Below are 18581 nucleotides of genomic sequence, written 5' to 3'. Positions count from 1 at the left end.
CGAGCATAGAAAGAGGCGAAGGACAGATGAAGATTGAAGCTGGGCAGAATGTGCTTGTACTGGGTTTGGCGCGAAGCGGGGAGGCGGTGGCGCAGCTGTTGCTGTCGCGCGGATGTCGCGTGACCGTGAATGACCGCCGGCCGCGCCGCGAGGTGGAGTCGGCGGTCGAAGCGCTGGAAGCGCGCGGGGCGAGTGTGGTTCTGGGAGACCATCCCCTGTCGCTGTTGGACCAGCCGCTGGACTACATTGTGAAGAATCCCGGGATTCCGTACAGCTTGCCGTTGTTGGTGGAGGCCGGGCGTCGAGGCATACCGGTGTACACCGAGATTGAAGTGGCCACGTGGGAACTGGCGTCACCCATCGTCGCCATCACCGGTTCCAACGGCAAAACGACAACCACCACGCTGGTCGGCGAGATCCTCGCCGAGGCCGGCAAGGAACCGGTGGTCGCTGGCAACATCGGGCGCGTCCTGTCCGGACTGGTGGATCAGATCCGCCCGGAGCAGCCGGTGGTGCTGGAAGTTTCGAGTTTCCAGCTGCTCGGCACGGAAACGTTCCACCCTCGCATCGCAGCGCTGCTTAACCTCTATCCAGCCCACCTGGATTACCATGAAACGTATGAAGCATACGCGCAGGCCAAGTGGCGCATGTTTCGGAATATGACAGCGAACGATACCGCAGTGTTGAATTATGACCAGGAGGAACTGCGCGCACACGCGCCGACGCTGTCGGCGTCGGTGATCTATTTCAGTCGGCGCGGGCCTGTTCCGGAAGGTGTATTTGTTGCAAACGGCGAGATGGTGGTGCGCAGGGACGGGCGGGATACGCGGCTCATGCCGGTGTCCGCCCTCGGATTGAAAGGGGAGCACAACCTGGAGAACGCACTGGCGGCCACGGCCCTCGCCATCTGGTCCGGTGCGGATATCGAAGCGGTGAAGTCAGTGTTGATGCGGTTCCGCGGCATCGAGCACCGATTGGAGTTCGTCTTGGAACGGCAGGGCGTGTCGTGGTACAACGACTCCAAAGCGACCAATCCGACCGCCGCGATTCGCGCGCTCCGCTCGTTTTCCGACCACGTGATTTGGATTGCCGGCGGGCTGGATAGAGGCGACGATTTTCACGTGTTGACGGAGGTGTTGCAGGGTCGGGTCAAAGCGGCCGTCCTGCTCGGTCAATCCGCCGAACGCATCGCCATCATGTGCCGTGAGGCGGGGGTGCCTGAGGTAAGGCTGGTGTGCAGTGTCGAGGACGCGGTTCGCGCTGCCCGCAATATGGCGGCCCCTGGCGATGTGGTCCTGTTCTCCCCTTCGTGCGCGAGTTGGGACATGTTCTCCTCCTTCGAGGAGCGGGGACGAATCTTCAAGCAAGCCGTGCATACATTGTAGCGTCGGCGATGTGGGACGACCCTTCGCCGGATAGCGAAGGAGGTGCGGCTCGGCGGTGGTGCGCGCAAACCGGAATTTCGACTACACAATTGTTGCGGTGACACTGGTGCTCTTGACCATCGGCCTGGTGATGGTCCACAGCGCCAGTTCGGTGATCTCGGCCCAAAAGTTTGACGATCCGTTCTACTATTTCAAACGCCAGCTGATGTGGGCAGCCCTCGGTCTGGTATTGATGTTCACCATGGCCAACGTCGATTATCACCGGCTGCGGCCGCTGGCGCCGAAGTTCATCATTGCGAGCTTTCTGTTTCTCGTGGTGGTGCTGATTCCGGGCGTCGGGGTGAATCGGGGCGGTTCGCAGGCTTGGCTTGGCATTGGCAGTTTTGGAATTCAGCCCTCGGAGTTTGCCAAGCTCGCCATCATCTTGTTCCTGGCGCACTACCTCGCTGACGCTGCGGACAGAATGGAGTCGTTTGTGCGCGGTTTCTTGCCGCCGCTGTTCATCTCTCTGTTGGCGGTTGGGCTCATCATGTTGGAACCGGACCTCGGTCAGAGTGTCGTCATCATGGGGACCACGGTGGTTCTTCTGTTTGCGGCGGGAGCCCGCGTGCGCCACATCGGCGTGCTGGCGGGCGGCGGTCTGTTGGCCTTCGCGGCGTTGGTGGCGATGGCACCATACCGCATCAAGCGGATTGTGGCTTTTCTCGATCCCTGGCAGGATCCGCTGGGGAAGGGATACCAGGTGATTCAGTCGCTGTACGCGCTTGGGTCCGGCGGGTTGGTGGGACTGGGGCTCGGAAACAGTCGCCAGAAATACCTCTACCTGCCCGAGCCGCAAACAGACTTCATCTACTCGATTCTCGGCGAGGAACTGGGATTCCTCGGCTGCGCCACCGTGCTCGCGCTGTTCGCGGTGCTGGTCTGGCGTGGTTATCGAACGGCCATGTATGCGACGGACGAGTTTGGTTCGCTGCTCGCGGCAGGCATCACCGGTATGATTGCGGTCCAGGTGTTGATCAACGTCGGGGTGGTCACCAGTTCCATTCCGGCCACGGGAATCACGCTGCCGTTCGTCAGTTTTGGCGGTTCGTCCCTCACCTTGATGCTGACCGGTGTCGGCATCCTCTTGAATATCTCTCGCCAGGCCGTGCGCTGACAGGGCGCAATCCAGCGAGTCGTGGCGAGACAAACGTGCCCTCTGCTATCATGGATGGTCAGAGGGCTTTCTTACGGCCTTGGTTCGCGGGCTCTGGGCGCCGCGGGAGTTTGAAGGAGTGAATGACATGCGTCTGTTGTTGACCGGCGGCGGGACGGGGGGGCACATCTACCCCGGGCTGACGCTGTTGCAGTATATGAAACGGACCGTGGGGGCCGTCGACGTGTTGTACGTGGGATCGGAACGAGGGCTCGAACGGGAGATTGTCCAGCGGGCCGGGATCCCGTTTGTCGCCATTCCGGCGGCGGGCCTCAAGCGAGAATTGAGCATCTCCGGCCTGCGCACAGCCTGGACTGCTTGGCGCGGTTTTCGGGAAGCGAAACGCATACTCAAAGATTTTCGACCTGACGTGGTGGTTGGTACGGGCGGCTACGTGACGCTGCCGGTCGTCTTCGCGGCGGCGAGTCGCCGCATCCCTTCCGTGGTCTGGGAGGGGAACGCCCGGCCCGGACTGACCAATCAACTGTGCGCGCGCAAGGCGTACGGCGTGGCGGTGTGCTTTGAAGAGAGCGTCCAGTGGTTTCGTCGGGCGAACAAGGTGGTGGTCACAGGCAACCCGCGGGCGAGCGAGGTGCTGGATGCGGATCCGAAAACGCTGCGACACGCGCGCGCCCTGTACCAATTGCAGGACGGAAAAAAGCTGATTGTGTGCTTCGCGGGCAGCAGAGGGGCCGAAACCGTCAACGATGTGTTTGCGCAGCTCATCCCGAGATTCTCCGAAAAAAGCGACTGGCAACTGTTGTACGTCACGGGTGACAAGCACTTCGAACATGTTCGGCAAATGCTGCCGGCCAGGCTGCCTGAGAACGTTCGGTTGGTTCCGTTCATTCACGATATGCCCGCATTGCTTCCGCACGCCGGGCTGCTCGTGTGCAGGGCGGGCAGTTCGACGCTGGCCGAAATCTGCGCGCTTGGACTGGCTTCCATCATCATTCCGTCGCCGTACGTGACCGCCAATCACCAGGAGGAAAATGCGCGGCGCCTCGTGGAACGCGGAGCGGCGATGATGATTCGGGAAGCGGAGCTGACGCCGGACGCGCTCTGGAAGGCGATGCACGAAGTGCTGGAAACGGGTCGCGGGGATGCGCTGCGGCGCGCGGCTCGCACGTTGGCGACGCCAAACGCCGTTCAGTCGTTGTGCGACTTGGTGTTGGAAGCGAAGGCGCAGAATTCACGAAGGTAACATACAGAAGGAGCATCACCCATTCCCGGGCGGCACCATATGATGCCATACGGACCTGGGCGCAGGCGAGTTATGGGTGGTTGGCACAGTTGGAGGTTTGGCAATGAATTCGGAACGTGTTCTCGCGGCCCTGGAACGATTCGGTGTACAGGACGTGCGATTGAATGAACCCATGTCGCGGCACACCACCTGGCGGATTGGGGGCCCGGCAGACATTTTCGTATGCCCAAAATCCGTGTCCGAGGTGCGCGGCGCACTGCTCGCGGCGCGTGAGCTGGAAGTGTCTTGGACCGTGATTGGCCGCGGCTCGAACCTGTTGGTTCAGGATGGCGGGATTCGCGGCATGGTCATCAAGATGGGCGACAATTTGGCCAAGGTGGATGTGGACGGCGAGACGTTGACCGCAGAGGCGGGCCGGTCGTTTGTTTCGGCAGCCAATCTGGCGATTCGCCATGGATTGTCCGGGCTCGAATTCGCCACGGGCATTCCCGGCAGCGTCGGCGGCGCGGTGATGATGAACGCGGGTGCCCACGGCGGAGAGGTGAAGGACGTACTTCTGTACGCCGACGTCATGGACGACGAAGGGCGAATGGAGCGGCTCAGCAACGCCGATCTGCGCTTCGCGTACCGCTACAGTGTGCTCAAAGACCATCCTCGGTTGGTCCTGAAGGCAGCCTTCGGCCTGCGGCCGGGTGACGTGGAAGCCATGACGAGGACGGTCCGCGGGTGGTCGCAGCGGCGCAGTCAAACCCAGCCTCTATCCTGGCCCAACTGCGGTTCTGTCTTTCGCAATCCGCCGGGCACGCACGCCGGGTTTCTCATCGAGTCCGCGGGTCTCAAGGGGCTGCGGCGCGGCAACGCGCAAATCAGTGAAAAGCACGCGAATTTCATTGTCAACCTCGGTTCGGCGAAAGCGGAAGATGTGCTTTGGCTGATGCGCCACGTCCAGGAAACCATCCAGGAAAAATACGGGATTCACCTGGAGACGGAAGTGAGGCTGATGGGAGAGCCAGCCTCTGGGAGGTGACCGGTGTGGATGCGTTCGAAATTCATGGAGGATCACCGCTTTGCGGAGAAACCCAGGTGTACGGTGCGAAGAATGCGGCATTGCCAATTTTGGCCGCAACCGTGATGGTGGAAGAGCCTTGCGTGATTGACAATGTCCCGGACCTGGAAGATGTCCGGGTCATGATGAAGATTCTGCAAACCCTCGGTGCATCGGTCCGCCGCGATGGGACGTCGGTGGTGGTGGATGCCGGGAACCTGCGTTCCACCAACGTGCCGGCAGACTTGATGCGGCGCATGAGGTCCTCAATTTTTTTGATGGGCCCGCTCTTGGCGCGCTTCGGCGATGTCCGTGTCAGCAAGCCGGGGGGGTGCGTGATTGGACAGCGGCCCGTGGATTTTCACCTGCGAGGCATGCGGGCGCTGGGCGCATCGATTGAAGAAAAGCACGGGTTCATTCGCTGCTCGTCGAACCGCCTGTTCGGAACGGAGATTGTTCTCGATTTTCCCAGCGTTGGCGCGACGGAAAACCTGATCATGGCCGCGGCACTGGCGGATGGGCAGACCGTCATCCAGAATGCGGCCAGAGAGCCGGAGATTGTGGATTTGGCCAACTTCCTCAATGCGTGTGGCGCCAACATCGAAGGTGTCGGCGAGGACACGGTCCGGGTGCAGGGGGTGCACCATCTGCACGGAACCCGTCATCGCATCATTCCGGATCGCATCGTGGCCGGGACCATGTTGTTGACCGTCGCCGCCACGCGAGGCAAGGTGACGCTGACCAAGGCCGAGCCCGCACACCTCGGGGCATTGTTGGCCAAATTGAAGCAAGCCGGGGTGCGGGTGCATACAGACCGTGATATAATTACCATTGAATGTTTGAAGCCACTCCGGGCTGTGGACATGCGAACCGCGCCGTATCCCGGCTTTCCAACGGATCTGCAGGCACCGTTCATGGCGGCGTTCACAACGGCCGAGGGCACGAGTGTCATTCGCGAGAGCGTGTTCGAGGCACGATTCAAACACGTCAACGAGTTGACGCGGATGGGCGCGGACATCACGGTGGATTTGCAGACAGCCGTCGTGCGCGGCGTTTCCCAGTTGTCCGGCGCCACCGTGGAGGCCACCGATTTGCGGGGTGGGGCGGCCCTGGTGATTGCCGGGCTGATGGCAGACGGAGTGACGCGTGTCGAAGGGCTTCAGCACATTGACCGGGGCTATCAGCAATTGGATGTCTACTTGCGAGACTTGGGCGCGGTCATCACAAGAACTGGCGCAATGTCGTAACGTTTCAGCGGACGCATGCCGTACGGCTTTCCATGGTCCGCCGTCTGTCGGCAGCCGGCCGGCAGGCTTGTTTTATTCGGATGGAGGACAAGCGATTGAACCACGGAACTGAGCGGAGGAGCGCCGCCCTGAAACGGGCTGGGAAAACGAGGACAAGAGCCCTCGTCTTCGGCTTTTTTCTGTTTTTGGGTGTTGTCATGGTTCTCGAATCCCCGCTGACGCGCGTGCGCACCACCGTTGTCGGGGGCAACACCTCGGTCACGGCCAGCGACGTCATCAACGCCAGCGGGCTTCACCGGGGAATGAGTCTGTGGCAGGTGAGCGGATCGGCCATTTCAAATCGAGTCCTCGCCGCACTGCCGCGCATTCAATCCGTGACCGTCCACACCGATTACCTCCGCGGCACCGTCACGCTGACGGTCAAAGAAAAGCAGATTGTCGCGGTGCTGCCGGTGAATGGGAAGTACTATGAGTTGTTGAGCGACGGCAAAGTGTACGCAGACGCCGCTTCCACGAATGGGTTTCCATGGCCGCTGTTGACCGCGGACGAGCCAGTGTCGGCCCATCCGGGGGAGGTGCCGCTGCCGGCGATGGCGACAGCGTGCCAACAATTGTCCCAGCTGTCGCAGGCGCAGGCGAACGAAATTTCCGAAATTCATCTGAGCGCGGATGGGGTGGCCACCGTCTATTTGCTCAATCTGTTTGCAGCTCAGTGCCAACTCAGCAACCTGGCGGACACATTGCGCGACGTGGATCAAGCGGTGTCCTACTTCAAGAGCAAAGGGTACGCGCCGGGAATGATTGACATGACGTTGGGCCAGCCGTATCGCTATACACCATTTCCGACAACCGGACAAGGGAAGGGATGACGGGATGCTGCAGACCAGGTCCAAGCTGGCGCTGTCGTTGACGGTGGTTGCGGCGGCACTCGGGTTCATGGTGGCGCTGCAGTACAAGCAGCAACTGGCCGGCCGCGGGGCGCTGGGATACTCTCCAAGCGACACCGAACAGAAAAAGCTGCTGGTTCAACTCCAGGCGCTGAAGGCCACCAACGTCAAACAGGAACAGCAGTTGCAAAGCATTACGACCAAAATCGCCGCGTATGAAAAGCAGACGGGCAACAGTGGAGAACTCAGTGCGCTCCGGGCCAAGTTGGAGGATGAGCGGATTTTGGCGGGCACCACTGCGGTAGAGGGCCCCGGCGTGCAGGTGACGCTGATGGATGGAACGCCGCCGGCCGGTGCGGATACGGAGCAGTATCTCACGCACGACTGGGATGTGCGCAGTGTCATCAACGAATTGTTCACTGCGGGTGCCGAAGCCGTATCCATCAACGGATACCGGGTGGTGGCTACGTCAGGGGTGTTTTGTACAGGTCCCGTGGTGAAGGTGAACGACCACAGCATCGGTGCTCCGTTTACCATTCAAGCCATTGGCGATCCGCAGGCGCTGAAGTCCGGGCTCACTCTGCAGGGCGGGATTCTTGACCAACTTCGCCAGCGGGGCGTGAACGTGTCGGATGTCCAGTTGGTTCAGACCATTAAAATGCCCCCGTTCACCGGGAGTCTGCCCAGCGACACAGGCAGCAACTGAGGCGTCGGGCGCTTGATGCGGAGGTGGAAGTTGTGCAGAAACGAGCGTTCATCTGGTCGTTGACCGGGGTGAGCACGCTGCTTGGGTTCATGCTGACGGTGCAGTTCTCGTCTCATCCGAAATCGTCCGCGGACAGCCTGTCGAGTTATTTGGACCTGCGCGACCAGGTGCAGGAGCAAATGGCGGAAAACCAGGCCCTGGAGCAGGAAATTGCAAAGCAGAACGCCCTGCTGCTGCAGTACCAAAGCGCGTCCGGACAGACCAACGAAATGCTGCACACGCTGCAGCAGGACGCCAAGGCTGTGGAGGAGGCGGCGGGCACCACGAGCGTGAGCGGACCGGGAATCACCATCAAAATCCAGTTCGATCCGACCTTGCCCTACGACCCGAAATATTCCGGATTGTTTGAGCAAACGGCGGATCAGGAGTTGGGGCAGATTGTGAACTGGCTGTTTGCCAACGGTGCGCAGGCCATCAGCATCAATGGGCAGCGGCTCGTCACCACATCTTCCATTCGGCTCGTCGGCGGGCTCGACCCGACCACCAACATCCTGCAGATCAACACCAACCCGGTCACGAGTCCCTACGTGATCACCGCGATGGGGGACATCAATCGGATGCAGGCCATTTTGACAGTCAACAACGTACAGACAGATTTGAACTTGATGCAGGAGGACTGCATCATTCAAGCGCATCCGGGCGCGCACGGCGTCACCGTGCCCGGCTACACCGGCCAGCTGCCTGGGCATTGGGCGAAGGAGGTCAATCAGGGATGATTTGGTTGCCGATCATTGGTCTGCTGTTGGGTGTGGGCGTTGGGCTGGCCGCGAATGTGGATATTCCGGTCGCGTATTCTTCCTATTTCTCCATCGCCATTCTCGCGGCTTTGGATACCGTGTTTGGTGGGGTGCGGGCCAGTCTGGAAAAAACGTTCGACGGCGCCGTGTTCATCACGGGCTTCTTTTTCAACACGTTGGTGGCGGCGCTGTTGGCCTACATCGGCGTGCAGCTCGGCGTGGACCTGTATCTGGCGGCCGTGGTGGCGTTTGGCGTTCGTCTGTTTCAGAACATCGCGGTCATTCGCCGCATTGCCTTCGGGCGGATGGGGCATCGCCGACAAAAGGACGAGGCGCCGGTGCGGAAAGCGTGACTCGAAGACGCGAATTACCTGAAAAAGTTTGTGTACAAAAAGAGGATTGTAGAGAACCTTGTTGAAGTAGCAAGGAAGTGCGTTATGTAATTGGCGGTCAGGGAGGTGCCACTCGGTTGGCCAAAGGGGATTACATCGTTAGTCTAGACATCGGCACTTCTAAGGTACGGGCAATCATTGGCGAACAAGCCGGGAACTCGATTAATGTCATCGGCGTTGGGTCCGCAGCTGGAGAAGGTATTCGCCACGGATCCATTGTGGATATAGATTTGACTGTGCAGTCCATTCGGGAAGCGGTGGACCACGCTGAACGAATGGTCGGCATTCACATCACCTCCGCGTATGTTGGAATTTCTGGGAATCATATTGATTTGCAGAATAGCCACGGAGTGGTTGCCGTGTCTTCGGCGGATCGGGAAATTGGCGACGAGGACATCGAACGCGTATTACAACAGGCCCGGGTCGTGGCGCTTCCGCCGGAACGGGAAATTATCGATGTGGTTGCAAAGGAGTTCATCGTCGACGGTCTTCGTGGCATTGTGGATCCGCGGGGCATGCTGGGCGTGCGGCTGGAGGTGGATGCGCACCTGATCACGGGCAGCCGGACGGCGATTCACAACGTGGTGCGCTGTGTCGAGCGCGCCGGCATTGAGGTGGCGAATCTCGTGCTGATGCCAATGGCGGCAGGCACCATCGCGCTGTCCCAGGACGAGCGCAAGCTCGGAGTGGCTCTCGTGGACATTGGTGCCGGCGCCACCAGTGTGTCGGTGTTCGACAACGGCGTTCTGGTCGGCACCAGCATCATCCCTATGGGCGGAGACTATGTCACGCACGACATTGCCATCGGTCTGCGCACGAACACGGCCGCTGCGGAGCAGGTCAAGCTGCGCCACGGCTGTGCGTTGGTTCAAGCTGCGTCTGAATCGGAGCGGTTCCGCGTGCCGCGCATCGGCAGCAATCAAGAATCTGAGTATAGTCAATATGATTTGGCCAATATCATCGAACCACGGATGCAGGAGATCTTTTCTTTGGTCCGCAAGGAAGTCGAGAAAATGGGATACTTGCACGATCTGCCGAGTGGTTACGTCCTCCACGGGGGCTGCGTTGCCATGCAGGCTACCGGTGAGTTGGCTCAGGAGGAACTGCGCGCCCCGGCGCGCGTGGCGGTGCCGGATTACCTCGGCGTACGCGATCCGTCCTTCGTCAATGGGGTAGGGATGATTGGCCACGCTCTGCGTTCGCATATGCGCAACAGCCATATGGAGGTCGCGGCGGCTGCGGCCAGACCCGTCAAGACCGGCGGTGGAATGTTTGCGCGGATCAAGGATTGGCTGCGTGATTTCATCTGAGCGTTCGCGGAGGCCGCGGAACGGATAACCATGAGGAGGAGCAGTATGCTGGAATTTGACGTGGACTACGAACCGTTGGCAAGAATCAAGGTCATCGGCGTTGGCGGTGGTGGCTGCAATGCGGTGAACCGAATGATAGAGTCCGGGATTGAAGGTGTCGAATTCATCGTTGTCAACACGGATGCGCAGGCGTTGCAGTTGTCGAAAGCTCCGACCAAACTCCAGATTGGCGAAAAGTTGACGCGGGGGCTTGGCGCCGGGGCCAATCCGGAAATCGGGAAGAAAGCAGCCGAGGAGAGCCGGGAAGTGCTGGTCAATGCGCTGCAGGGCGCGGACATGGTGTTTGTGACCGCAGGCATGGGCGGTGGCACGGGCACCGGTGCTGCACCGGTGATTGCGGAGATTTCCAAGGAACTGGGCGCGCTGACGGTCGGTGTTGTGACCAAGCCGTTCCGCTTTGAGCAGAAGCGGCGCATGGCGCAAGCGGAGGTCGGCGTCAACAACCTCCGTGAAAAGGTGGACACGTTGATTGTCATCCCGAATGATCGGCTGTTGGAAATTGTGGATCGGAACACGCCGATGCTGGAGGCATTCCGCGAGGCGGACAACGTGCTTCGCCAGGGTGTGTCGGGGATTTCGGACCTGATTGCGGTGCCAGGACTCATCAACGTAGACTTTGCCGACGTCAAGGCCATCATGGCGGAGCGCGGCTCGGCGCTGATGGGCATTGGGGTTGCCAGCGGGGAGAACCGGGCGACCGAGGCGGCGAAAAACGCCATCAACAGCCCTCTTCTGGAGACCTCCATCGACGGCGCCATGGGCGTCCTGATGCACATCGCCGGCGGTGCTAACCTGAGCTTGTGGGAGGTCAACGAGGCGGCGGACATCGTTTCGATGGCTGCGGATCCCGAAGTGAACATGATCTTCGGCGCGCATATCAATCCGGAATTGGGAGACGAGATTGTGGTTACGGTCATCGCGACAGGCTTTGAGGCCCAGCCCAAGCAGACGGATCAGCCGTCTCCGGCGCGAGTCAAACCGAGCCCCGTAACCGACGAGGTGCCGCTCATCAGCGGCGCGGCGGGAAACAGCTGGGATATTCCGGCGTTCATGCGGCGTGGGAGAGACAGGTTTGGACGGGATAAATGAGTGTACATCCTCCATTTGCACGAATGGAGGACGGCGTGGACAGACTGTAAGGAAGAGGGGGGATCCCCCTCTTTTTTTGTTTGCCGAGGATCTTCGAGCACATTCTGAGACGGAGCAGGCCCAGCGCAAAAATGAAACGCGATTCAACAAAAACTCTATGGATTCGCAGGCAAGATCCGACAGGGTTTGTAATAGAGATGTACTATACTGTGGCAAACACCGCTGAGAGGTGGTGCCATGCCGGTCGTCTACGCGGACGTGGTTTGGCTCGTCAATGCCATCATGGATGCGGTGATTTTGTTGACGTCTTGTTGGGTGCTGAAAGCACCGGTTCGTTGGTGGCGGATTTGCAGCGGCGGCGTGTTTGGGGCCTGTTATGCACTGCTCTTGTTTGTGCCTTCACTTTCCACCCTCACCACATGGCCGGGCAAGGCGGTGGCGGAGCTCATCATGGTGGCTGTCGCCATTCCGGCTCGAAATTGGCTGCAGTTGATACGGGCATGCGTGACGTATTATCTGGTGGCGTTTGTCTTCGCTGGGGCGGCCATCGCCCTTCACTTCGCGGTGCCAGGGACGTCGGTCGCCGCCGGATCTTGGTCCGCGAGCCGTCATTTGGAGTATTCCACGAGTCTGGAGGGGCTGGCGCTGCTGGTTGCGTTGCCAACCGGATACGGGTTGCTGCGCTTCACGCTACGGCGTGCCGACCGGGTATTGCAGACCACCACCTCGCTCCGCTCGGTACGCGCCACGTTCGCGAACCATCAGGTGCAGTTCACAGGTCTGGTGGACACCGGCAACCAATTGCGGGACCCGCTGAGTCGACGACCGGTTTGCTTGGTGGACGCGACGGTGATGCGACAACTGTTGCCTCCGGCATTGGCCGAGGCGCTGACCGAGGCCGACGATGTCGTGCGAGCGTTGGAGCATTGCGCCAGCTTGCCACACGCGGAGCGGCTGGCATTGGTCCCGTACCGGGGGGCGGGCGGTGAGCAGCGGCTGGCGTTGGCGGTGCGTCCAGATGCGTTGGAGATTGAGGTGAATGGCGCTCTGCAGAGGGTGACTACGCCCTGTCTGCTGGCGGTTCACCCGCAACCGCTGTCCGGAGAAGGGCGCTTTCAAGCGATTTTGCACATTGAAGTTGTAACGGGAGTTGACAGGCGTGATGAGGGCACAGTTGCCGAAACGGTTGAACATGAAACTGCGGATACGACTGCAACTGCTGTGGATCCGGATTCGCATCAAGCTGGGTGGCGGAGCTGAGGAAGTCTATTACGTCGGCGGCAGTGAAGCGTTGCCGCCACCGCTGACACGGGACGAAGAAGAGTATCTGTTGAGCCGACTGCCGAGCGGCGATGAATCGGTTCGGTCGCTGCTGATTGAGCGGAATTTGCGCCTGGTGGTATATATCGCGAGAAAATTCGAAAATACCGGAGTTCACATTGAAGATTTAGTGTCCATTGGCACCATTGGATTGATCAAGGCGGTCAATACGTTTGATCCGTCCAAGAAGATCAAGCTGGCCACATACGCCAGTCGTTGCATCGAGAACGAGATTCTGATGTTTCTGCGCCGGAACAACAAACTGAAGTCGGAGGTGTCGTTTGATGAACCGCTGAACGTGGATTGGGACGGAAACGAACTTCTGCTGTCGGACGTGCTCGGGACCGAAGCAGACACCATTTACCGCAATCTCGAGGACGAGGTGGACAAAGAGTTGTTGTACGATGCGCTGCAGAAGTTGACGGACCGCGAGAGAAAAATCATGGAACTCCGCTTCGGGCTGGGCAGAGGCGAAGAAATGACGCAGAAGGATGTGGCGGACCTGCTCGGGATTTCCCAATCCTACATTTCCAGGTTGGAAAAACGAATTATCAAACGGCTGCGACGCGAGTTCAACCGCATGTTGTGACCACCGTCGACTCGACCGCGAAACCCGCATGGATCAGCGGGTTTTTTGATTTTCCAGGGCTGATGACAGCTGGTGGGATACACTCCGGCTTCTTCCGCGTATGCATAAGTTTACCCTCCCCGGACATACTGTTGACGAATTCCTTCGCGGTATGTTTCTCCACTGGTAGCGCAGGGCGACTTGGTCAGACAGCATGGGGGGAAATGGAATGAAGCGGAACAAAGTTGAGATCTGCGGCGTTAACACGTCCCAATTGCCGGTGTTGACGAACACCGAAATGCGGACGCTGTTTGAACAGTTGCAGTCCGGACACCTGGAGGCTCGTGAAAAACTGGTCAACGGCAACCTGCGTCTGGTCCTCTCGGTCATTCAACGGTTCAACAATCGGGGCGAATACGTGGATGACCTGTTCCAGGTTGGTTGCATCGGACTGATGAAAGCCATCGACAATTTTGATCTCGGCCAGAACGTACGATTCTCCACCTATGCGGTACCCATGATCATCGGTGAGATCCGTCGTTACCTGCGTGACAACAACTCCATCCGCGTGAGTCGTTCACTCCGCGATATCGCATACAAAGCGCTGCAGGTACGCGATCAATTGACCAATGAACATCTGCGTGAACCCACCGTACAGGAGATCTCCAACGCGCTGAACCTTCCGAAGGAAGACGTGGTGTTTGCGCTGGACGCCATCCAAGACCCCGTATCCCTGTTCGAACCCATCTATAACGACGGCGGCGATCCCATCTACGTCGTGGATCAAATCAGTGACGACAAGAATCTTGATAAGACCTGGGTCGAGGAGATTGCGCTGCGCGAGGCGATGCACAAACTCACAGAGCGAGAGAAGAAAATCTTGTCGATGCGCTTTTACGAAGGGAAGACCCAGATGGAGGTGGCGGAGGAAATCGGCATCTCGCAGGCGCAGGTCTCCCGGCTGGAAAAGGCGGCCATCCAGCGGATGCAAAAGCATATCCAGGCGTGAATCGGACGGCTTTGCAAGATTCGCTGCAACCGGACATATACTTCCGTAGTGGCGCGGATTCAGGAATGGCCTGAGGACGCAAAACCGTGGTTTGCGGAAGGCGGGATGGTTCATGCGAATTTCCGACTTGCAGTCGAAAGACGTCGTCAACGTCAGCGACGGGAAGCGGCTCGGAACCATCGGTGATCTGGAAATTGATACGGACAGCGGGCTCATTCACGCGATTGTGATTCCTGGACAAACGCGCTTTTTCGGCATGGTGGGCGGCGGACAGGATTATGTGGTGCCGTGGAACCAGATTGTGAAGATTGGCTCCGATGTGATTCTCGTGGACCTGCGTCCACTGCGCGATCAAGGATACTACCTGCCGCCGAAGTCCGGCAAGGCGGGAACGGGCGGATACTGAACGGACTGTGCAAACCGCTGCTTCGTGTTGTACTCTGTACGAAAGGACTGTTGTAAGGGCGGGATGCACATGATCGCCAACTGGCAGGGTTCGCCCAATCACCCTCGCTTTATCTCCACCCGTTGGCCCTGGCACGATGTGCGAGGGCTATTTTCACTGCGTGCCGGAGGCGTGAGTGAACCTCCGTACGAGACCCTCAATGTGGGCCTGCATGTGGGAGACCGCCCACATGCTGTGCTGCAGAATCGATCCCGCGTCGCCGCCTGGGTAGGCTGCGGGCCCGAAACGTGGGTGGTGCCCGAACAGGTTCACGGCAACCGGGTTGCCGTGGTGGACGCATCGTTTGCCGGCCGAGGTGCCCTGGCTGTGGAGACGGCCGTTCCCGACGTGGACGCGCTGGTCACAGCCGAACCGGAATTGCCACTGGCCGTGTTCGCCGCAGATTGCGTGCCGATGCTGTTTTTCGATCCGGTTCGTCGTGTGGTTGCCGCGGCCCACTCCGGTTGGAAAGGGACGGTGGGGCATATCGCCCGGGAAGTGTTAAGCTGCATGCGGGAGGCGTTCGACTGCAGTCCGGCGGACGTGCGGGTTGCGCTCGGACCGTCCATTCGCCGGTGTTGCTATGAGGTTGACGAATCGGTTGCGACAATGGTTCGCGCGGAGTTCGGCGCGCGCACCATGGTATCGCGATTCGGACGTCCGGGAAAGTTTCTCCTCAGTTTGCAGGCGTGCATTCGCATGGATTTGATCGCCGGCGGCGTTCTGCCGGATCATATAGAGGACACGGGGGCCTGCACTTCGTGCCAGGCGGATTTGCTGTTCTCCCATCGGGCTCATCGCGGACGTACGGGAAGGCAGCTCGGAATTGTGTGTCTCTCCGGCGGCGATGGGGTAAAGGGGCAGGAACTTGGACGCGCCTGATGGAAGATGTGGGGCAGGGGGGAAGAAGATGAACGTGGAACACCTGGCATCGACCTTGTCCAGTCTGCGTGCCGAAATCGGCGCGGCGGCCGCGCACAGTGGACGGACGCCCGATGTGGTGCGTCTCATCGGTGTGACAAAAACCATCACGCCGGCCGGCCTGCCGCAGCTTCGGTCGGTTGGACTCGATGATTTTGCCGAGAACCGCTGGCAGCACGCGCGGGATTTGCTGGAGCATCCGGCTGCGGTGGACGCGACCTGGCATTTCATCGGCCATCTGCAGATGAACAAAGTCAAGTACATTGTCCGTTCGTTCTCCTATGTCCACTCCGTCGATTCTGTCGAGCTGGCGACCGCCATCAGCCGACTGTCGGAGGCGGCCGGAAAGAGGATGAACATTCTGCTGCAAGTGAACGTATCGGGAGAAGCCCAGAAGTTTGGACTTCCACCCTCGGCGGTGGCCGCCGTGGCGGAAGCGGTTCGAGATTTGCCAGGCATTCGGTTGTGCGGCTTGATGACCATGGCTCCGCATGCTGCGGAGGAATCCGTGCTGCGCGAGGTATTCGGCGGATTGCGGGCACTGCGCGACGACCTGCTGCGCGCCGGGCATCTGCCCGAATCTGCGACGGAGTTGTCCATGGGCATGTCCGACGATTTCCGCGTGGCCATTGAGGAAGGCGCGACCATGGTTCGCATCGGGCGTCGACTGATGCAGGCGGTGACGGTGGACCGAGAGGTGCCGGAGAAGGAGTGATGGACATGTTGGTGGTGCTGGTCAATATCATCCAGGCCATTCTCAGCATTTACTGGTTTCTGTTGATTGCGACAGCCATTATCTCGTGGGTTCCGGATTTGGCCGACACCCAACTCGGGCAGTGGCTGTCCCGCTTGACCGATCCGTACCTGCGCGTCTTCCGCCGGTTCATCCCCGGGTTGCCCTTAGGAGGCGTCGTCCTCGATCTATCGTTCATCGTGGCCGTTGTGGTCTATTATTTTGTGGAAGAGGGCGTGATGACCGTGCTCATCGCGCTTCTGCGAGGGTTGAGCGGATGAGTTTGAACGAGGCGTTCGTCAAGAGTTGGACGCGGCCGGAAGAACGGCCGTTCATTCGCCGGTGTCTCGACGTGGTGGGCACGGTTGTGAGTGACAACCGCTGGCGTCTCACGGATTTTCTGACGCCGCGGGAACAGTATCTGTGCGAATCCGTCGTGCGCCGCGAAGGGGCGTGGGTGGAGTGGCATGGCGTCATCCCGAACGCGGAACGAAAACGCGGGCTGGTGATGCCGGACAATTGGTATCCAACGCCCGATGATTTTGAAACGGAGATCCTGTTTGCGAGGTGCGCGAGTGGAGCGGCGCTCTCGCACAGAGCCACCTTGGGGTCATTGCTCGGCACCGGGTTGGAACGGCGCAAAATCGGCGACGTGGTGATTCAGGACGGTGGAGCGTACGTTGTGGTGTGCCGGGATGTGGCCGGATTTCTGCTGACCGAATGGACAAAGGCCGGCCGCGAGTCGCTCGCGGTGGAACGGCGCCGGGGACCTGAGACCTGGGCCGCGCCGGAATATCAGGATGTGGTCATCAGCGTATCGTCTCTGCGGTTGGACGGAGTGGTGGCACAAGCCTGTCACTGGTCGCGGAGCGCTGCCCAAGCGGCTGTCGAAAAAGGGTATGTGCAATTGAACTTCGCGGTGGTTGACAAGCCGGATATGGTGGTAGAACCGGGCGATATGCTGTCCATTCGAGGATTCGGGCGCGTGCGAGTGGACGAGCATCTCGGGGAGAGTCGAAAGGGGAGAGAGCGCCTGCGCATTGGCGTCCTTCCTTCGGAAAGATAATCCACGCGAGGGCAGGAGAACGGTCAGGCGCGTCGAAACCATTGTAAGGAATTTGTCGAGGCTTGTATATTTTATTGCGGATGCGTCGAATATCAGGAGGTGTCATGCGTTGCCGTTATCCCCTCTGGACATTCATAACAAGGAATTCAGCCGTTCTTTCCGCGGCTATGATGAAGATGAAGTCGATGATTTTCTGGAACGAATTATTCAAGATTATGAAGCACTGATTCGTCAAAACAAGGATTTGGAAGAGAAACTGGATCAATACGCCGAGCGATTGCGGCATTTCACAAACATTGAGGAGAGCCTTGGGAAGTCCATCGTCGTCGCGCAGGAAACGGCCGAGGAAGTGAAGGCCAATGCGCGGAAGGAAGCCCAGCTGATTCTGAAGGAAGCCGAGAAAAACGCGGATCGAATCATCAGCGAGGCGTTGGCGAAATCTCGAAAAATCGCCATGGAAGTTGAGGAAATTCAGAAGCACGCCGCCATTTTCCGGGCTCGCTTTCGGGCGTTGATTCAGGCGCAGTTGGAAATGCTGGAATCGGGAGATTGGGATAAATTTGACGCGGAATTCGCCGCGGACAAATCCTTGGCTGACAAATTGGTTCACGCGGACTTTCAGCGTCCCGGAGAATCGTGATTCAACGGGTGTCGACTGAATCTATGGAGAAACAGAAACATTGCCAATGGACCCTCTCTGCGGGGTCCATTGTTGTCACTACGGCGCCATATACGGCGGGTGCCGACGGGCTCGACGGATATTGGCGCTGGCTTTGTTATACGACCCGGCTCACCACGTAGAGCGCAATGCCCAGCAGCAGGACCAGGAAAAACACCGGGGTGAGATGTGTCTCGAATTGAAACCATTCCTTGACCAGAAAGCTTGCCACAATCTCCAGCCCGCCAATCCACATGAGGACGAGGGAAATTGCTTGCAATCGATATCTCCGCACGAGCTGTCTCCCCATTTCTCTGCACTCGCTGTGATTCTCATCATACCGCTTTCCGACGCTGCAGACGGTGACAGTCTTTTGAACAACTTCCCACAGGACCCTGGGTATGACGCCGCGCTCACAAAACCACACTAGCGGTGCAGGAGCAATTGTGCGTATTGAACCCCACATTGTCAAGACAGATGGGATGGCTTTTAAGAAAGAGATGATAGATTTACAATTCAGATAAAAACCGTCTCACGCTGCGTT

The 18581-nt window shown here is 59.2% G+C and carries 21 protein-coding genes; 20 read left to right on the top strand and 1 reads right to left on the bottom strand.

Features of this window, described 5'->3' with window-relative positions:
* The first annotated feature begins 26 nt into the window (after positions 1–26).
* The 20 genes from murD to G463_RS20140 all read left to right on the top strand — a co-directional run bounded on the left by murD (position 27) and on the right by G463_RS20140 (position 18019).
* Complete coding sequence (gene murD / locus G463_RS0111680; protein ID WP_026975308.1) at positions 27–1385, top strand: UDP-N-acetylmuramoyl-L-alanine--D-glutamate ligase; 1359 nt, start codon at positions 27–29, stop codon at positions 1383–1385.
* A 55-nt stretch (positions 1386–1440) separates the two neighbouring features.
* On the top strand, positions 1441–2541 hold the full coding sequence (spoVE, locus tag G463_RS0111675; RefSeq protein WP_026975307.1) for a stage V sporulation protein E: 1101 nt from the start codon (positions 1441–1443) through the stop codon (positions 2539–2541).
* Positions 2542–2668: 127 nt separating this feature from the next.
* Positions 2669–3784 carry an undecaprenyldiphospho-muramoylpentapeptide beta-N-acetylglucosaminyltransferase gene (gene murG, locus G463_RS0111670; protein ID WP_026975306.1) on the top strand — a complete coding sequence of 372 codons (1116 nt, stop codon included), beginning with the start codon at positions 2669–2671 and terminating at the stop codon, positions 3782–3784.
* A gap of 103 nt (positions 3785–3887) precedes the next feature.
* The gene (murB, locus tag G463_RS0111665) at positions 3888–4811 is read left to right on the top strand and encodes a UDP-N-acetylmuramate dehydrogenase (RefSeq protein ID WP_026975305.1); all 924 of its coding nucleotides are present in this window, start codon (positions 3888–3890) and stop codon (positions 4809–4811) included.
* Between the two features lie 5 nt (positions 4812–4816).
* The gene (gene murA, locus G463_RS0111660) at positions 4817–6076 is read left to right on the top strand and encodes a UDP-N-acetylglucosamine 1-carboxyvinyltransferase (RefSeq protein WP_026975304.1); all 1260 of its coding nucleotides are present in this window, start codon (positions 4817–4819) and stop codon (positions 6074–6076) included.
* A gap of 95 nt (positions 6077–6171) precedes the next feature.
* Positions 6172–6945 (top strand): cell division protein FtsQ/DivIB, encoded by a 774-nt coding sequence (locus G463_RS20155; RefSeq protein ID WP_051322240.1) that lies wholly within the window; start codon positions 6172–6174, stop codon positions 6943–6945.
* A 4-nt stretch (positions 6946–6949) separates the two neighbouring features.
* Positions 6950–7669, top strand: a complete 720-nt coding sequence (locus G463_RS0111650) for a DUF881 domain-containing protein (RefSeq protein WP_026975303.1) — start codon at positions 6950–6952, stop codon at positions 7667–7669.
* A 32-nt stretch (positions 7670–7701) separates the two neighbouring features.
* Positions 7702–8445 carry a DUF881 domain-containing protein gene (locus G463_RS0111645; RefSeq protein ID WP_245575898.1) on the top strand — a complete coding sequence of 248 codons (744 nt, stop codon included), beginning with the start codon at positions 7702–7704 and terminating at the stop codon, positions 8443–8445.
* Complete coding sequence (locus tag G463_RS0111640) at positions 8442–8819, top strand: small basic family protein (RefSeq protein WP_035487074.1); 378 nt, start codon at positions 8442–8444, stop codon at positions 8817–8819. Before G463_RS0111645 ends, G463_RS0111640 begins: the two co-directional genes overlap by 4 nt.
* Positions 8820–8935: 116 nt before the next feature.
* Complete coding sequence (ftsA, locus tag G463_RS0111635) at positions 8936–10168, top strand: cell division protein FtsA (RefSeq protein ID WP_026975300.1); 1233 nt, start codon at positions 8936–8938, stop codon at positions 10166–10168.
* A 45-nt stretch (positions 10169–10213) separates the two neighbouring features.
* A complete protein-coding gene (gene ftsZ, locus G463_RS0111630) occupies positions 10214–11317 on the top strand; it encodes a cell division protein FtsZ (protein ID WP_026975299.1) in 1104 nt (367 codons plus the stop codon).
* 237 nt (positions 11318–11554) lie between these two features.
* Complete coding sequence (locus G463_RS20150) at positions 11555–12577, top strand: sigma-E processing peptidase SpoIIGA (protein ID WP_051322239.1); 1023 nt, start codon at positions 11555–11557, stop codon at positions 12575–12577.
* Positions 12480–13226 carry an RNA polymerase sporulation sigma factor SigE gene (gene sigE / locus G463_RS0111620; RefSeq protein WP_211227416.1) on the top strand — a complete coding sequence of 249 codons (747 nt, stop codon included), beginning with the start codon at positions 12480–12482 and terminating at the stop codon, positions 13224–13226. The genes G463_RS20150 and sigE overlap by 98 nt, the downstream gene beginning before the upstream one ends.
* A gap of 208 nt (positions 13227–13434) precedes the next feature.
* Complete coding sequence (gene sigG / locus G463_RS0111615; RefSeq protein ID WP_026975297.1) at positions 13435–14214, top strand: RNA polymerase sporulation sigma factor SigG; 780 nt, start codon at positions 13435–13437, stop codon at positions 14212–14214.
* A gap of 112 nt (positions 14215–14326) precedes the next feature.
* Entirely contained in the window at positions 14327–14620 is a 294-nt protein-coding gene (locus G463_RS0111610; protein WP_026975296.1) for a YlmC/YmxH family sporulation protein, read from the top strand.
* 63 nt (positions 14621–14683) lie between these two features.
* Positions 14684–15541, top strand: coding sequence for a peptidoglycan editing factor PgeF (gene pgeF, locus G463_RS20145; RefSeq protein ID WP_084171596.1), 858 nt, complete (start codon positions 14684–14686; stop codon positions 15539–15541).
* Positions 15542–15569: 28 nt separating this feature from the next.
* Entirely contained in the window at positions 15570–16295 is a 726-nt protein-coding gene (locus G463_RS0111600) for a YggS family pyridoxal phosphate-dependent enzyme (protein ID WP_026975295.1), read from the top strand.
* Positions 16295–16594 (top strand): YggT family protein, encoded by a 300-nt coding sequence (locus G463_RS0111595; protein WP_245575897.1) that lies wholly within the window; start codon positions 16295–16297, stop codon positions 16592–16594. The genes G463_RS0111600 and G463_RS0111595 overlap by 1 nt, the downstream gene beginning before the upstream one ends.
* Entirely contained in the window at positions 16591–17379 is a 789-nt protein-coding gene (locus tag G463_RS0111590) for a YlmH family RNA-binding protein (RefSeq protein ID WP_026975293.1), read from the top strand. The genes G463_RS0111595 and G463_RS0111590 overlap by 4 nt, the downstream gene beginning before the upstream one ends.
* A gap of 109 nt (positions 17380–17488) precedes the next feature.
* Positions 17489–18019 (top strand): DivIVA domain-containing protein, encoded by a 531-nt coding sequence (locus G463_RS20140; protein WP_051322237.1) that lies wholly within the window; start codon positions 17489–17491, stop codon positions 18017–18019.
* Positions 18020–18155: 136 nt separating this feature from the next.
* Here G463_RS20140 and G463_RS22865 read toward each other — a convergent pair whose 3' ends face one another.
* Positions 18156–18332 (bottom strand): hypothetical protein, encoded by a 177-nt coding sequence (locus G463_RS22865; RefSeq protein WP_156900184.1) that lies wholly within the window; start codon positions 18330–18332, stop codon positions 18156–18158.
* Positions 18333–18581: the final 249 nt, after the last annotated feature.

It is taken from the genome of Alicyclobacillus contaminans DSM 17975, assembly GCF_000429525.1.
Taxonomy (GTDB): Bacteria; Bacillota; Bacilli; order Alicyclobacillales; family Alicyclobacillaceae; genus Alicyclobacillus_A; species Alicyclobacillus_A contaminans.
Note: the sequence above shows the minus strand (reverse complement) of the source record. Positions and strands in the feature narration are given on the sequence as shown.

Coding starts and splice junctions, on each gene's coding strand:
- murD (WP_026975308.1), top strand. CDS start 27: ATGAAGATTGAAGCTGGGCAGAATGTGCTTGTACTGGGTTTGGCGCGA.
- murG (WP_026975306.1), top strand. CDS start 2,669: ATGCGTCTGTTGTTGACCGGCGGCGGGACGGGGGGGCACATCTACCCC.
- murB (WP_026975305.1), top strand. CDS start 3,888: ATGAATTCGGAACGTGTTCTCGCGGCCCTGGAACGATTCGGTGTACAG.
- G463_RS0111650 (WP_026975303.1), top strand. CDS start 6,950: ATGCTGCAGACCAGGTCCAAGCTGGCGCTGTCGTTGACGGTGGTTGCG.
- G463_RS0111640 (WP_035487074.1), top strand. CDS start 8,442: ATGATTTGGTTGCCGATCATTGGTCTGCTGTTGGGTGTGGGCGTTGGG.
- ftsZ (WP_026975299.1), top strand. CDS start 10,214: ATGCTGGAATTTGACGTGGACTACGAACCGTTGGCAAGAATCAAGGTC.
- G463_RS20150 (WP_051322239.1), top strand. CDS start 11,555: ATGCCGGTCGTCTACGCGGACGTGGTTTGGCTCGTCAATGCCATCATG.
- sigE (WP_211227416.1), top strand. CDS start 12,480: ATGAGGGCACAGTTGCCGAAACGGTTGAACATGAAACTGCGGATACGA.
- sigG (WP_026975297.1), top strand. CDS start 13,435: ATGAAGCGGAACAAAGTTGAGATCTGCGGCGTTAACACGTCCCAATTG.
- G463_RS0111610 (WP_026975296.1), top strand. CDS start 14,327: ATGCGAATTTCCGACTTGCAGTCGAAAGACGTCGTCAACGTCAGCGAC.
- pgeF (WP_084171596.1), top strand. CDS start 14,684: ATGCACATGATCGCCAACTGGCAGGGTTCGCCCAATCACCCTCGCTTT.
- G463_RS0111600 (WP_026975295.1), top strand. CDS start 15,570: ATGAACGTGGAACACCTGGCATCGACCTTGTCCAGTCTGCGTGCCGAA.
- G463_RS0111595 (WP_245575897.1), top strand. CDS start 16,295: ATGGACATGTTGGTGGTGCTGGTCAATATCATCCAGGCCATTCTCAGC.
- G463_RS0111590 (WP_026975293.1), top strand. CDS start 16,591: ATGAGTTTGAACGAGGCGTTCGTCAAGAGTTGGACGCGGCCGGAAGAA.